The 13,555-nt window shown below is 33.5% G+C and carries 18 protein-coding genes and 1 pseudogene; 2 read left to right on the forward strand and 17 right to left on the reverse strand.

The features are described 5' to 3' along the window. Positions 1-9: 9 nt before the first annotated feature. From ACIQXJ_RS11865 to ACIQXJ_RS11895, 7 genes are all read right to left on the reverse strand, one after another. On the reverse strand, positions 10-1,155 hold the full coding sequence (locus ACIQXJ_RS11865) for a PstS family phosphate ABC transporter substrate-binding protein (protein WP_403053679.1): 1,146 nt from the start codon (positions 1,153-1,155) through the stop codon (positions 10-12). Between the two features lie 196 nt (positions 1,156-1,351). Then, complete coding sequence (locus ACIQXJ_RS11870; protein WP_401008635.1) at positions 1,352-1,792, reverse strand: cell wall hydrolase; 441 nt, start codon at positions 1,790-1,792, stop codon at positions 1,352-1,354. Between the two features lie 76 nt (positions 1,793-1,868). Beyond that, positions 1,869-2,657: a GNAT family N-acetyltransferase gene (locus ACIQXJ_RS11875; protein WP_403053682.1), complete on the reverse strand. Its 789-nt coding sequence runs from the start codon at positions 2,655-2,657 to the stop codon at positions 1,869-1,871. 115 nt (positions 2,658-2,772) lie between these two features. After that, on the reverse strand, positions 2,773-2,955 hold the full coding sequence (locus ACIQXJ_RS11880) for a hypothetical protein (protein WP_403053685.1): 183 nt from the start codon (positions 2,953-2,955) through the stop codon (positions 2,773-2,775). A 33-nt stretch (positions 2,956-2,988) separates the two neighbouring features. After that, positions 2,989-3,138 (reverse strand): hypothetical protein, encoded by a 150-nt coding sequence (locus ACIQXJ_RS11885; protein WP_403053688.1) that lies wholly within the window; start codon positions 3,136-3,138, stop codon positions 2,989-2,991. Positions 3,139-3,212: 74 nt separating this feature from the next. Then, complete coding sequence (locus ACIQXJ_RS11890) at positions 3,213-3,470, reverse strand: DUF3953 domain-containing protein (protein ID WP_403053691.1); 258 nt, start codon at positions 3,468-3,470, stop codon at positions 3,213-3,215. Positions 3,471-3,636: 166 nt separating this feature from the next. After that, positions 3,637-4,497: a phosphotransferase family protein gene (locus ACIQXJ_RS11895; RefSeq protein ID WP_403053694.1), complete on the reverse strand. Its 861-nt coding sequence runs from the start codon at positions 4,495-4,497 to the stop codon at positions 3,637-3,639. 34 nt (positions 4,498-4,531) lie between these two features. Here ACIQXJ_RS11895 and ACIQXJ_RS11900 point away from each other — a divergent pair. Next, positions 4,532-5,116, forward strand: a pseudogene (locus ACIQXJ_RS11900) (methyl-accepting chemotaxis protein); the annotation flags it as partial. Between the two features lie 124 nt (positions 5,117-5,240). Here ACIQXJ_RS11900 and ACIQXJ_RS11905 read toward each other — a convergent pair. The 8 genes from ACIQXJ_RS11905 to ACIQXJ_RS11940 form a co-directional block, all read right to left on the reverse strand. Next, on the reverse strand, positions 5,241-5,558 hold the full coding sequence (locus ACIQXJ_RS11905; RefSeq protein WP_403053697.1) for a hypothetical protein: 318 nt from the start codon (positions 5,556-5,558) through the stop codon (positions 5,241-5,243). Positions 5,559-5,688: 130 nt separating this feature from the next. Beyond that, positions 5,689-6,342, reverse strand: coding sequence for a hypothetical protein (locus ACIQXJ_RS11910; protein WP_403053700.1), 654 nt, complete (start codon positions 6,340-6,342; stop codon positions 5,689-5,691). 206 nt (positions 6,343-6,548) lie between these two features. Further along, positions 6,549-7,313, reverse strand: a complete 765-nt coding sequence (locus ACIQXJ_RS11915) for a DUF4085 family protein (RefSeq protein ID WP_403053703.1) — start codon at positions 7,311-7,313, stop codon at positions 6,549-6,551. 66 nt (positions 7,314-7,379) lie between these two features. Continuing rightward, positions 7,380-8,009: a class I SAM-dependent methyltransferase gene (locus ACIQXJ_RS11920; RefSeq protein WP_403053706.1), complete on the reverse strand. Its 630-nt coding sequence runs from the start codon at positions 8,007-8,009 to the stop codon at positions 7,380-7,382. A gap of 112 nt (positions 8,010-8,121) precedes the next feature. Continuing rightward, positions 8,122-8,448, reverse strand: a complete 327-nt coding sequence (locus ACIQXJ_RS11925; RefSeq protein ID WP_403053709.1) for a hypothetical protein — start codon at positions 8,446-8,448, stop codon at positions 8,122-8,124. A 16-nt stretch (positions 8,449-8,464) separates the two neighbouring features. Then, positions 8,465-9,010: a hypothetical protein gene (locus ACIQXJ_RS11930; RefSeq protein ID WP_403053712.1), complete on the reverse strand. Its 546-nt coding sequence runs from the start codon at positions 9,008-9,010 to the stop codon at positions 8,465-8,467. A gap of 21 nt (positions 9,011-9,031) precedes the next feature. Continuing rightward, the gene (locus ACIQXJ_RS11935; RefSeq protein ID WP_403053715.1) at positions 9,032-9,502 is read right to left on the reverse strand and encodes a DinB family protein; all 471 of its coding nucleotides are present in this window, start codon (positions 9,500-9,502) and stop codon (positions 9,032-9,034) included. After that, a complete protein-coding gene (locus ACIQXJ_RS11940) occupies positions 9,503-9,994 on the reverse strand; it encodes a GNAT family N-acetyltransferase (protein ID WP_403053718.1) in 492 nt (163 codons plus the stop codon). Between the two features lie 328 nt (positions 9,995-10,322). On the opposite strand from ACIQXJ_RS11940, the gene ACIQXJ_RS11945 reads away from it, so the two are divergent. Beyond that, the gene (locus ACIQXJ_RS11945) at positions 10,323-11,195 is read left to right on the forward strand and encodes a DMT family transporter (RefSeq protein WP_403053721.1); all 873 of its coding nucleotides are present in this window, start codon (positions 10,323-10,325) and stop codon (positions 11,193-11,195) included. Positions 11,196-11,270: 75 nt separating this feature from the next. Here the strand turns inward: ACIQXJ_RS11945 and ACIQXJ_RS11950 are convergent, their stop codons facing one another. Then, a complete protein-coding gene (locus tag ACIQXJ_RS11950) occupies positions 11,271-12,011 on the reverse strand; it encodes an alpha/beta hydrolase (protein ID WP_403053724.1) in 741 nt (246 codons plus the stop codon). A 143-nt stretch (positions 12,012-12,154) separates the two neighbouring features. Further along, positions 12,155-13,066 (reverse strand): glycine betaine ABC transporter substrate-binding protein, encoded by a 912-nt coding sequence (locus ACIQXJ_RS11955; RefSeq protein WP_403053727.1) that lies wholly within the window; start codon positions 13,064-13,066, stop codon positions 12,155-12,157. Positions 13,067-13,555 lie beyond the last annotated feature (489 nt).

Below are 13,555 nucleotides of genomic sequence, written 5' to 3' on the forward strand. Positions count from 1 at the left end.
GCAAATAATTTAAAAACTTTCCACTGGAACATAGCCAACCTTTTCAACTAATGCCTGCCCCTCTGGTGACACAATCCATTCAATAAACTGCTTAACATTTTGGTTTTTTGTCCCAGTAGTCACTGCATAAAATTCCGACGTTAGTGGATATGTACCATTTCGAATATTTTCCTTCGTCGGCGCAATACCATCAATAGACAGTAATTGAATTTCTTTATTACCGACCATTTCTGTCGAATAATACCTAAACGTAAAACCAATTGCATTTTTATAATTACGGTATTGAGATACCTCATGGATAATACCGCCCATTCCTGATGCTACATCTTCTGCCGGAGCCTCCATTATAGTTTTATCACCCATCATTTTTTCTAATGTCGTCTGACTCCCGCTATCAGCTGGTCGTTGGAATGCACGAATAGAATCATTGGCACCTCCAACTTCTCGCCAGTTTGTTATTTCTCCAGCGTAAATTTGTTTGATTTGTTCAAGGGATAAATTTTCAACAATATTTTTATGATGGACAAAAAAGACAAATGCTTCTCGCCCTATCGGTGTCATATCAAATGTCAGCCCATTGATCTCCGCTGATTTAATTTGTGACGCAGATGGCGCCGCAGCAAAAATGACATCCACATCACCTGAAATTAAATTTTGATAAGCCTCAGGCGTTCGACTTACCTTAACCTCACTATCATAGTACGGATAGTCCTTTTTTGGATATGTCGCTTCCACAAAAGCTGCATATAATGGATACATTGCCGTTGCGCCATCTAAGCGTGGAAGTGGTTCCGCCAATTGTAATGAAGCTTTTTTATCGTTCTTCACAACCTTATTTTGCTCTACGAATGGTTCATAGTAATACTCATTAATTTCTGCATCGACAGTAGCCATACTCATTTTATAATGATACTTAATCGGTGCAATGGAAGCGAAAATAACAGCAATACCAATAATTGTCGAAAACAATACTTTCCGCTGCCTCGTCTTAAACCATTCAAAATTTAAACACGTAAAGAGTAAAAAGAAGCTAATCGATAGTACGTAAAGAAGATTTAAATAATGAATAGCACCATTTAATAAAAAAGCAAAAGCAAATATTCCAGTAAAAAATAACACACCCATAAACACGAATATTGTTTGCAAAACTCTCATTGCCTTGTCCTCCTCAAAAGTGTAAAATTACACTATTTATATTTACCTTATAAGATTTCAGAGAAAAAGGCAACAAAATTTTGGTAATTAATATTGTAATCTTCAAGAATGAAATAGCAAAATGCACGAGCGTGGCACACACATAATCTACAGCAAAAAAGGAGCTTGCAAAAGCTCCTCAATCCGAAATTGTTACCTATCCAGTGTAGACCCCTTCACATGTATCTGGTGCAGGTTCATAGAAACAATGATTTTTAAATTGACCAGTGAATGGTTGACCATACCACGTTGGAGGGCACGGAGCATATGGATTAAAGTACCAGAGTGCAAATTTCGCTGGGTGGTCTCTCCAATAGTCCAAGTTCTGTTTCGCTAATCTTTTCTCGGTTTCCCTTGCCCGTTGATAAAACATATTCCCTTTTTGAACCGCTTCAAAAGAATAATTTCCGCCCTGTACCTGATAAATAACATCGTCAATTGACCTTAAATCTTTAAAATCTAAACAATTTGATACTAGGCGATTAACAATGACATTTCCAACATACAACATCCCTTGTTTTCCTTCACCTTCCGCTTCTGCCCTCATCATCCTCGCCATTAAAGCGACATCTGCATCGCGGTATTTTGCTCTTGGCAATTTAATCACCCCACGATATTGTATGACAGGAAGGAGTAAATTGTGCCACTGTTAATTAAGAAGAATCCTTTTTAGCTCACCGTTGGACATTTTGGCTATTTTTAAAATAGACGCTATATTTCCTCGCATTTGCAAAACCTAATTTACTACCTAAATTAATGGAAGCACTATTATCAACATCACAATCCCAGCGTGGTTGAATTGTTTCTGCTAGGCAATAATCTATAAACTGTTCAGCCACAATACTCGCTAACCCTTTCCCCCTATAATTCAAGTCGGTAACAATATCTATTTCTGCATATTTTGTAGATTTAAAAATCGAAACGCATTCACTAATAATCTTCCCTCTATCCTTCACACAAAATCCAATTCCATTTTGAATAAAATTATGCGTAGAATCCCAATATTCATCGTAGTAATTTTTATCAAACTCCAAACAATGTTGAATATCCAATGGGTCTATTTTTGCTACTTCGTACTCGTAATTATCGCTTCTTCTTCTATTTTCATACTTCATTGCATCAAAAGAAAAAGCATACCTTTGAATTTTCCCTACTCTCGTATTAAGGTGTTTCTCAATTGCTTGATCCCAAGCAGGATTAGCAGAAAATAATGTAAAGCGTTTCGCTTGATATACAGATGTCTCAAAAAATTTAACAATGGTCTGTATTAATAGCTCATCTATTGTTTGCCCTGCAATATAGTACAATCCTGAATTGGTTTGAATAAGCAATGATTTGTAATCGGCACAATTTGCATAAACAGTTCCTTCTATAGTAGAATCCAACACACTAAATACAAACGTTGGTGCTTCTTCAAGTTTGTTCTTTATTAAACTATAATGCTCTTTTGGTACTAAAATCATTTTGCTGAAACTCCTTTATGTATATTTCAAAATACGCAGATACATTTTTTTATAAGATATTTTATTGAATTAATAAACACGGTTAAATTCAAAGGTAAATTGTACATATTTTCCATTAATATAGCGTTAATACGAATAAAAGAATCGATAATGTAAAGCAAATACTCCATAATGAACCAAGTATTTTTTGATTTTTAATATTTCTATTTTGCTTTAGTTTTTCTAATAACTGAACTAAATTAATAAACCATAAAAAAGAAAATAACAGCGGTAAAAAGATAAAAAATAATAAATCCATTGCTTTTCCTCCATTAAACTATTAAAAGCTTCTTTAATTAATAGTTTTCTTTTTTCTACTTTTCCATACAAAAAATAAAATAATCACAACAAACATTAAAAATCCGATAATACCACACATAAATGGATCAATAACGAAAAAATAGCTATCCTGTAATTGATAGTGCTCTTGGCCATTTTCCATTAAACCCCTCCTAAATTTAAACATTGTGACTTAACCTCGCCGTTTTAGCAAGCGCCCTTTAGTCAAATATTCTATTAATTAATCACAATACCTTGAGCAGCAACGAATAACATGAAGAACGCAGTGCATAAAAAGAAAATTCCCCACAATAAATTCTTCGTTCTTTTATATTCTCTTAACCCTATTATTAAAAACATGACACCCATCAGCGCGAACAGAAATGGAAAAAATTGATAATTTTCCGTAACATTGACGTATATACTAATTCCCAAAACGAGGAATGCAAACAATATGTGCAATACCATTAAAGTATCAAACTTTTTTTCTTTCATTTTTTATACCTCCCACAAATATCAATGATCTTACTTAATTCTTTTTAGTATTCCTATTAAATAAAAAAGAATAAATGAAATCATTCCAATTGCCCCTTTGGTCATATAAATCTACATGGTTAATGCCCCCTCAAAAAAACTTTTGAAAGAACAATCGTGGCCATCGTTATTTTAAAAATTTTTTCAAAATCGCTAAATTCTCTTCAAAAAATAAAGCGTTTTTTTCCATACCTCGCCGTTTACACCACCCGATACTATTGAATGCATCTGTAAAACGATAAAAAGACAAAACAACTTCTAAATCAATTAATGGTCTTACACTGTTATAGCCCTCTTGATAAGCATGATACAAAGCCGAATCGTATCGTAAAAAATCACGATACAATTTAGTAAAATCAATTTCTGTTGCGCCAAATCGTACGGATTCAAAATCGATGGTACCTGACACATTATGACCATCCACAATTATATTTGCTGGACGAAAATCCATATGTATAAAGCTTGGTCCATCTGGGGCTGGGAGCTGTTGCTTCATTTTTTCAAATTTTTCAATGGCTTGTATGTATAAGCGTTTGTCTAATATATCTTTTACATCCTCAGCAAAACTATAAAATTGGCGTTCTACAAATCTAGACCAATCGGGAAATTCGTTTTGAATACCTGATAATTTTTGTGCTGGCGGATGAATTGTATGCATGGAAGCTTGAAGGACCCCAACTTGAAACGCTACTATTGGTGAAGCCTTCGTTATTAGTGGTTTCCCTTTTAATTCAGATAATAAAAATGCACCCGTACATTCCTCATCACCTGCCCAATAATCTAACATTTCTGGAATGGCTACCTTCCCTTTTAAAATTTCATAAGCTTCTAGCTCACGCTGACACTTTAATTTTGAATAAGGAATTTTCAAAAAAACATTTTCTCCATTAAACAATGTACATTTAAAGACTGTTGAACTATGGGAATCTTCGACCTCATTAACGGATCGTACTTGCAATCTAAATTGTTCAAGAACACGATTTAACATAGAAAACCTCCCTTTTCATTAAGTAACAAAGGTAAAAGAGTTAGATAAAAAAACGACACAAATAAACAACATCATCGCTGTTATTACGAATATTTCAGAACAAACCAACTTACTTGCATTAAATGCCGCAATTGAGACTGCAAGAGCAGGCGACAACGGAAAAGGTTTTGCTGTAGTGACTGACGAGGTAAGAAAGCTTGCAGAAGAGGTGAAATTTAGTGTCAATGACATTACAAGCATTGTCAACTCTGTACAACAAGAATCTGCCGAAGTTGCAGCATCACTAGAAGTCGGATATAAAACCATTCAAAACAGTTCCTCTCAAATTAAAGAAACATCCGAAACCTTTAATTTAATTGCTGAACTTATTGAAGACATGACAACGAATGTTGGTATTATATCTAGTAAACTTGAAAATTTCGTCGACAAAGGTGCACAACTGAATTTATCCATTTGCAATATTGCTAGCGTCTCAGAGGAATCCGCTGCTAGTATAGAAGAGACGTCTGCATCAACAGAAGAAACAGCTAGTTTAATGGAACAAATATTAGAAAGCTCACAAATGCTAGCTGACCAATCCATACAATTAAATCATATTACTAAAAAATTTACAGTTTAATTAAAGTTGAGATGTGTACTGAAATCCTTTCCAGTACACATCTTTTTTTTCAATAGGAGGTAACGGCGATTCTGGCTGTTTTATCGTTGATTTCTCGTTATTTTATCGGCGATTCCCCATTCCGTTATTGCCCCCAAGGCTGTTCGCCATATCTTTTAAGCGCTACAACTTCACCATCATTATTTTTCAATCGATTATAAACATACTTAATTTTGTATTCGTTGTATTTTTCTAATTCGAGTTTATCGTAATACTTCTTCGACAAAGACAACTCGCGATTATCAATTAACAAATAGTGTTCGCCATTTCTTTCTATAATGCTTTGCTCATCAAGTTGATAGGTGCTTTCGATTTGTACATCATTAATAGTGTAAAAACCCACTACAATCAGTCCTACAAAGATGACTAAGAAAAAGATAGTGAATGTTTTACTTCTACTCATGTGCCTCCACCCCCCATTAACTTTTGTAGTTAATACTTTTACGATTCAACACATGACTAAGTTTCAAAAAATAACCAACCGTTTACAATTATTAAGTAGCACACCCAATCATTATCCAATCAAAATTGACCTATAGAGTTCGTTTTGTCTCTCCGTCAATTAAATTAACATGAACATTAAATGATGTTCCACTTTCAATATGTTTAAGAACGCCTGATAAATCGAGTAATTCCTTTAAATGAATTGATTTTTCTCGATTTGCTTCAATTGTTATACTATATGGGCCAGCTACATTCATAAGTGACTCCATTCGTATTCCATCTTCCATGAAATAAGAATCTAAAAATTCTAATTCAAATGACACTGCTTTATTGCTTTTATTATGTAATACAAGGTTACATTCCCCAGTTATTAAGTCTTCACTCACATTTTCAAAATTACACTTGCCATTCCCATCGTATGAAATTGCCATAATGCCACTCGCTAATGTTTCTTGGTAAGTCATAATGAGGTACTTCGGTAAAATTGTATATATTATTACGACTATTACTATAGTTCGGAAATGATATTTCTTCATGCCTATAACAAGTAAAATAATAGCAATTAGAAACATAGCAGAACCTATAATTCCAAGCACAATATATCCATCTTGATTGCGAGTAGGAAACGACATGAATGTAGAATAAGCATCTAACATTACATTGTTAGGAAAAGGGAAATATAAATACATGCATATACTTAAAATAACAATTGAACAAATAAGTGCGACTTTATTTCTTATCATTTTATCCCCTCCTTTTAAGACGTCTTTTGAAAACTAACGCCTTTATCACGAGAAACAATCGCTCTTTTTTGCTTTTATTCATTTTTAATTCTTCCCTGTACTATCGGCGATTTCCTTTAGACTGAAACATTATCCTTGTATTTCAATTTAAAACAATAAAAGAAGATAAGGGCTCTTCTCTGGATCAGAGTAAAGCCCTCAGCGAATTATTCATGATTTTTGTTACTTTTAAAGGAAACTTGATTAGCACAAATAATAAAGTCAATTAACCCCATTTCGCTATTTTGAAGCAGGACGTGGAACTCGTATTTGTCATTTACTTTATATACTTCGTTATACAACCACCATGAATCTTCCAACAAACCATCTTGTTTAATTATTTGATAATTTTCAAAGGTGACTTCCTCTATATCTGTAAAACCACCTGTATTATCAAGGTGTAATGTTAATGACCTGTCATGCTGAACAGATTTTAAAATCGTACAATCATGAAATCCAAAGTTTTCAACTATGTCTTTTTCAAATGAACTTGAAGCTTCTTTGAAATATTTTCTATATTCGGCACTTGTTGCGGTAACTGACCTTTCATTTTCCTCAGAAAATTTAGTTACCGCGTTTATAACTGTACGAGTTGCTTTATATAAAGCAAAAACTCGTATATCAGCTATCTGATTTAAAATCGTTTCTGGTAATTCGTTTTTTAAACGATGTTGATTATAGATGAAACCATCATGAAATTGTTTAATGGCCACATTTTTATTAAAAGGTTCATATTCGTTTTGATCATCATCGTTTGATTCCAATATAGAAGAAATTTCTTCTTGTAAATCAAGCCAGCTGTTTAACTCGTTATTGTAGAGTTGTTGAAAATATTCTTCCGAAAACGTTTCAGCTTGCTTTTCTTCCTCTAAATTCAAATGAAAACTTGTTTTTTGACACAGTTCATACCATTCTTTAGTAAAATATTTCATTGAATCTCGCCTCTCTCTAATGAAATACGGGCAGATTTATAAGCGATTTACAATTTTCTAATGTACTTATAATTCTTTCTCACATTTTATCATTATAAATTTTATAGGAGGTTTATTTTCCGCATGTTTGCTTGGCTCGTCGATTTCTGAAAACGCTACTAGCCCAAATTGTTTAAATTCTTGTTTTATGGAGTCTGCATCATAAAAAAACATGTTGACGCCTTCCATTACCTCAAAGTAGTCTTTATCTAATTGTTTGCCCTTTCCAAACATAGGGGCATTTTGTGAAACTGTTGTAAAAATCATATACCCATTTGGCTTTAGCTGATTATAGCAATCTTGAATAAACTTTTCTCGCTCATGTTTATTCAATAGGTGAATAAGAGCATAGCAAAATATACCGTCATAAAGTTTATTATCAAAAGGCATATCAGTTACGGAACCAAGAAAAATATTAATATCAATCCCATTTTGTCTTGCCAAGTTAATCGCTGTTTGTGAAATCTCGATACCAGTTACATCGATTCCATTGTCAGTAAAAACCTTTGCATTTCTACCGTATCCAATACCAGGTATTAATATATCTTTAACATTTCTCTCAAGGAAAAAATCTTTTACTACGATTGCTGAGTCTGTCGGTTCAAATCCCCACATTGTTTGTTTTTCTATAAAACTTGATTCCCAAAATTCTGTCATATCGTATCTCCTAGCTAGTTTAATTTTGTAAAATTAAGTTTCTCTCAGCTATCACATTAATTCAACTAATTAGCTTTGCTCTACCGTAATCGCTAATGTTCCCCATATGTATTCAATAAGATACATCCTTCTTTTTATTTTTGATAAGATAAACAGCCCACCAAACAAATAAATAAAAGAATCCTACAATTACGTAAATAGGCCAGTTATAGCCTTGTTGTAACTGCGTAATAAAATGTTCGAACTCATCCACCCCTTTTTCTCTCCCAATGCTATTGATAATACTAATTATCGGAATAGTCATAGCTAGAATAATCGTAATAATAGATACAATCACTAATTTCTTTTTTACTATCCTCAATATTGCAACACCCAATGTTGCTAGTATAAATGTGTAATAAATAATCCAAACCCAATTAGGAAGAGTCTCCCAATACATTTTCCCACCTCATCAATTAGTTAAGTTTAAGTGTGAATTTAAAAAGTTTTGTCTTGTAAATATACTTAAGTTGCAATACAGCCCAAAGTACAAACAACACCGCACTTACAGTGAAAAATACGATTGGGAATACATAAAACCAATCGGGAAAATAGCGATTTACAATGTAATAATCCCCTGCTTTAAATCCTTCAGTTACATAAAATAATATAGTTAGCAAATTCTCTTTATTATTCGCATTTATCGGAAAGACATGTTTTGCCTCATTAAAATCTAAATTTAAATATTGTACATCACGGATGTCGTCTTTTTTGTCATAAATCGCAATGCTTTCTGAAGTATGAAATCGTTCATTAATCGCTTGAAGAGTAAGTTCGATGTTTTTAATATCATTACCATAAAGGTTTTTTCCATTAAACTCACTAATAAAGTTATTACGAGCATCTCTGTAGTTCAATTTTGCAGAATCGGCCAAATTAATACTTATTAATCCCAAAACTAAAAACAAAATGAACCCATAAAATAATCGCTTCGTTTTCTTATTTAAGCCAATAAATTTCATATTCATCCCTCCGCTTTTACACTATTCAAACAACGAAACCTTTAGATCGATACCATAACAATGCACAAGCATAGCGTGTAATTGTCCTCTGTGATGGTAAACGTGCGCAACGATCTCTAACAACCATTCATAGCGTGAGTATGTCACACCCCAATAAGAGGTCACTTCCTCCTGAAGTTCTTTTTCTGTATAATTCATAAATTTATCTTCTAAAAAATGATAATTTTTTATTAACCCTTCTTTCATGTCAGCTAAGTTGTTATAGGAGACACGAGCATAATATTCATCCATCTTTTCTTTGGAAGTCCCGTCTGCAATAAGGGCATCTGCTTCACAAATCATTGCAATATGCTCTACTAACTCGCCAATGGAATGCTTATTCGGTGTAGGTCTTTTATGCAATTCTTGTTCTGCTAACTTTTCTATCATTTGAACAATTGTCGTTACAGCGACTTTGATTTGATGTAGTGCGCTCTTACAATAAATACTCATCTAATCTCCCTTAACTCTAAACACCATTGTCATAGATGTTCCGGATACTTCATATTCCTCAAAACCTAATTTTTTATAAATGTGAATTGCATGGCTATTTTCAAGATCTACACTTAAAGAAATAGATTTATATCCTTCATTAATTGCTTGATTAATTATTGCCTTCATCAACAACGTTCCTATTCCTTTTTCCCTAACCTCTTCAGCTACAGCTATTCCTAATTCAGGCGTATGCCTATCTACAAAGCCATATCCTTTATTACTTTCGTTAAACAAGCGATACCAAACAGCACCCACAGGTTGATGATTCGTATTTACTGCAATTAATGCTGTGTCTCCATTTCGCCCCCAGCCTTCATGATATTTTTTAATATGACTTGAGTTGATTAAATCCTCTTTTTTAGGTTTGTTCTCAACAATATGGATCGATTCATAAAGCATATCGGTCAAAAAATCCAATTCCTTTGTTTCAACATTTCTAATTGTGACCATGAATATTTCACCCCTGATATTTTTTATATTTTATTTACTTCTATTTATAGTGGCTGTTTCCCTTTTATAAATGGAAGAAGGGGTTACTTAGAACATTTTTAAATATTCATCAGCATATATATTGCAATACGAAAATAAAAATTTTTTATTCTATCGGAGGGATTTCTTATGTCATTATCGAAATCAAATATTTGCATTTGGAAGCCATTTTCAACATCACCACCACCGTTTACTCCAGCTGCTCAGGCAGCATTGAACATGCTTATATACAAAACAGATTAAGAATCTGCGATATATAAGCTGTTTCGCAGATTCGAAGGAGTAAACGATGAAATCTAAATTTCAGTTTATTTTATCAATGATCATTTTCGGTACAATCGGTTTAGTTGTTCGAAAAATTGATCTTGCTTCGAGCGAAAGAGCTTTACTAAGCAGTTTTATAGGTTGCTTATTTTTAACGGTACTCTTCATTATGATGAAGAAAAAAATATCATGGCATTTAGTGAAGTCGAATGCTTCCATATTGCTTTTCTCCTGTATAGCATTAGCTGGAAATTGGATTTTTCTTTACCAATCCTATGACCATACGACAATTGCCAACGCAACACTCGGCTATTACTTTGCACCGGTGTTTGTAATGCTACTATCCCCAATTATCCTTAAAGAACAATTGTCATTTAAAAAAGTAGTTTGTATTATTGTCGCTATTATGGGATTACTTTTGATTGTAGGTGAAGGTCTGAGTGCATCTAAAATGGATGATCTCCTCGGACTTTTTTATGGATTAATTGCCGCTGCTTTTTACGCTGCATTATTGCTATTAAATAAATTTATTAAAGAGATGGAAAAACTGGAGCTGACAATGATTCAGCTCGGCACAACTGCTATTCTCCTTATGCCATATGTTTTCATAACTTCTGGCTTTGAAATGTTTAATGTAGCGAGTTCTTCCATTCCTTTTATTTTAATTTTAGGGATCTTTAATACGGGGATTGGGTTTTGGTTATTCTTTGCTGGCATGGAGAAACTGAAAGGGCAAAGTATTGCCATGTTAAGCTATGTTGATCCATTTATAGCCATATTAGTTTCGGCTTTAATACTGCAAGAACAAATGACAGTGCTTCAGATGCTCGGTGGTACGTTACTGTTAGCCTCAACATTTGTTAGCGAAATAAAATCACTTAAATTTTTAAAACATTAAATATCTTCATACACAGTGGGAAGTGTATTTCATTCCCACTGTTTTTTATTATTACATGCTTCTATGAATTAAAAATTACCAAAGTAAATCATTTAAAAATGCAAGAATATCTTTGTTCACATCATTTTTGTCTATACCCAATGTCATTAAATGTTTGGAGTTCGGATACCCTTTCATCGTTTTTTGCTGTGTCGCTACGTTTTGAAAAATTACCGCTGCACTGTCTTTATATAACGGATCATCTAAAGCACCATATAAAATACTGATTGGTGACGTTACAAGTGCTAATTTATCCATCGTTTTTTGAATGAGGTATTGAAACTCCACTAATGAATCGATAGACATATTTTGCAAACGTGTTATTTCTATATTTATTTGGTTTTCATTTTTTCCTTCGAGCTGTTTATAACCTTTTGCATAATGAAAAACACGCTTTTGTAGAAAAGAAGCTTCCCTACGTATTGGCACTGACATTGTCACAACACCAGTTACCGCAAGCTCTTGCGCAACTTTTAATGCAAGTACACCACCAAGAGAAAGGCCAACAACGGCTATTTTTTCATAGCCTTCCCCCTTCAACAACTGGTAACCGTCTAATACATCTTGCCACCAATTTGTCGGTCTGTATGTGAGCAACTCTTCTGCTGTTAAGCCATGTCCCCTATATAAGGGTGCATAGCAAGTATAATTGTTCTGTTGCAAATACTTCCCTAACTTTTTCATATCAATTGTATTGCTTGTAAAAGAGTGTAATAGTAAAACAGCTCTATCACCACCTTTATAGAAAAAGGGCTTAGGGGGTACTATTTTCATCATTTGAATACCTCACTGACGTATACTTTGACTTTCATTAATTACATTAGAGTATAACATCTAAACTTGATTTAACGACAAGGTGAGATAAAAATGTAAAAGGAGAATTTCCCTCTTTATTAGGAAATTCCCCTTTCGTATTGGTGTTACTTCTTCGGCTGTAAATCCTCAATGGAGTCTATATCCATATATTCTGGAACTACAAATCCATTTTTTGTTCCTTTTAAGTTCTCACCTAAATCATCGAAGTCATCTTTATATTTTTCATAAAATGAGCTATGTGTTGTTGGTAACCAAGCAGCTACTGTTGCATCAGCTACTCCTGTAGCGATTGCTTGAAACATAATGGCAGGATCTACTGGTGTAATTGTGACTGTGTAGCCGAGTTCTTCAAATACTGCCTGAAGTACACTACTTGAAGCTCTTTCTGAATCCCACGGAGTAGAAGCTAATTCAATTTCTTTTCCGTTTACTTTTTTCGCATCTTTTGTCCATTCATTTACCTTTTCTTGGTTTTCTTCTATCCATTTGTCTGCTGCATCTTCAAATGAACTCGTTTGTGCTTCAAACATAACTGCTTCCATATCTTCAGGTTCCCAATAAAATCTATCCAGTATTGTATACGCATCAGGTAAGTCTTTTTCCAAGTCTTTACGCGCAAGTGTATTAATATTTTCCGATCCGCCTAATGTCCCTTGAGGATCTTCTAAAAATTTCAAATCATAAGATGAAAACATCCAATGTGGCGTCCATCCGGTAATAATAATTGGATCTTCATTTCGAATAGCTTGCTCTAATGAGCCTAACATCCCTGGTGTTGAACTTTGTTCAAGTTCCCAGCCTTTTAAGTTTTCATATTTCTCTATCGTTTTTTCTGCAAGCTCAGTCAACCCAGCCCCTGGTTCAATTCCAGTAATCTTATAATCTACTTGCTCACCTATGCTTGGCGTATTTTCTGTTGAATTGCCATTTTCTTGTTTGCTATCTCCATCACCACACCCTGTTAAAAGTAGCATAGTGGCTAGCCCTAAAGTGAGTCCTAACGATTTTAAATTCATCTTTTTTCATCCCCCTAGTTTCAAAACTTAGCGTTTCATCGTCTTCCTAAGAAACCCTTTATTTAAATTTTTTTACTCGGCTACCAAAAGTAACAACTCGATTTTATCAACAGGTTGTTACTTTTGTCAAACGACTCCCTTACTAGACATACCCATTTCTGCATATTTACTAACATAATTATTTATAAAAAGAGCCTTTTAAATGGCGCTCAGTCCTTTAATCTAAAATAATAATATTAGTAAATTTATAAGAATCGTTTTCCATGGTATATTTCCATAATTTATTTAATAAATGAATTGAATGAATTAAAATTAAGGTAAAAGTTGGAGGGAAGATTATTGGTGAGGAGATGTGATGTGTGGAAAGATTTAAATAGAAATTTAATAGCAAATATATTTTTATTTATGGGAAGCATTTTATTATTATTAAAATTAATATTTGTAATAGGGTATTATAACGAGGGTCAACTAAACTACGTTACTTATATT

The organism is Lysinibacillus sp. NPDC097868 (genome assembly GCF_044761135.1).
Classification (GTDB): domain Bacteria; phylum Bacillota; class Bacilli; order Bacillales_A; family Planococcaceae; genus Lysinibacillus.

What these genes read in the sequence shown, in the direction of transcription:
- ACIQXJ_RS11865 (WP_403053679.1), bottom strand. Translation starts at nt 1,155, where the DNA reads ATGAGAGTTTTGCAAACAATATTCGTGTTTATGGGTGTGTTATTTTTT.
- ACIQXJ_RS11875 (WP_403053682.1), bottom strand. Translation starts at nt 2,657, where the DNA reads ATGATTTTAGTACCAAAAGAGCATTATAGTTTAATAAAGAACAAACTT.
- ACIQXJ_RS11880 (WP_403053685.1), bottom strand. Translation starts at nt 2,955, where the DNA reads ATGGATTTATTATTTTTTATCTTTTTACCGCTGTTATTTTCTTTTTTA.
- ACIQXJ_RS11885 (WP_403053688.1), bottom strand. Translation starts at nt 3,138, where the DNA reads ATGGAAAATGGCCAAGAGCACTATCAATTACAGGATAGCTATTTTTTC.
- ACIQXJ_RS11890 (WP_403053691.1), bottom strand. Translation starts at nt 3,470, where the DNA reads ATGAAAGAAAAAAAGTTTGATACTTTAATGGTATTGCACATATTGTTT.
- ACIQXJ_RS11895 (WP_403053694.1), bottom strand. Translation starts at nt 4,497, where the DNA reads ATGTTAAATCGTGTTCTTGAACAATTTAGATTGCAAGTACGATCCGTT.
- ACIQXJ_RS11905 (WP_403053697.1), bottom strand. Translation starts at nt 5,558, where the DNA reads ATGAGTAGAAGTAAAACATTCACTATCTTTTTCTTAGTCATCTTTGTA.
- ACIQXJ_RS11910 (WP_403053700.1), bottom strand. Translation starts at nt 6,342, where the DNA reads ATGATAAGAAATAAAGTCGCACTTATTTGTTCAATTGTTATTTTAAGT.
- ACIQXJ_RS11915 (WP_403053703.1), bottom strand. Translation starts at nt 7,313, where the DNA reads ATGAAATATTTTACTAAAGAATGGTATGAACTGTGTCAAAAAACAAGT.
- ACIQXJ_RS11920 (WP_403053706.1), bottom strand. Translation starts at nt 8,009, where the DNA reads ATGACAGAATTTTGGGAATCAAGTTTTATAGAAAAACAAACAATGTGG.
- ACIQXJ_RS11925 (WP_403053709.1), bottom strand. Translation starts at nt 8,448, where the DNA reads ATGTATTGGGAGACTCTTCCTAATTGGGTTTGGATTATTTATTACACA.
- ACIQXJ_RS11930 (WP_403053712.1), bottom strand. Translation starts at nt 9,010, where the DNA reads ATGAAATTTATTGGCTTAAATAAGAAAACGAAGCGATTATTTTATGGG.
- ACIQXJ_RS11935 (WP_403053715.1), bottom strand. Translation starts at nt 9,502, where the DNA reads ATGAGTATTTATTGTAAGAGCGCACTACATCAAATCAAAGTCGCTGTA.
- ACIQXJ_RS11940 (WP_403053718.1), bottom strand. Translation starts at nt 9,994, where the DNA reads ATGGTCACAATTAGAAATGTTGAAACAAAGGAATTGGATTTTTTGACC.
- ACIQXJ_RS11945 (WP_403053721.1), top strand. Translation starts at nt 10,323, where the DNA reads ATGAAATCTAAATTTCAGTTTATTTTATCAATGATCATTTTCGGTACA.
- ACIQXJ_RS11950 (WP_403053724.1), bottom strand. Translation starts at nt 12,011, where the DNA reads ATGATGAAAATAGTACCCCCTAAGCCCTTTTTCTATAAAGGTGGTGAT.
- ACIQXJ_RS11955 (WP_403053727.1), bottom strand. Translation starts at nt 13,066, where the DNA reads ATGAATTTAAAATCGTTAGGACTCACTTTAGGGCTAGCCACTATGCTA.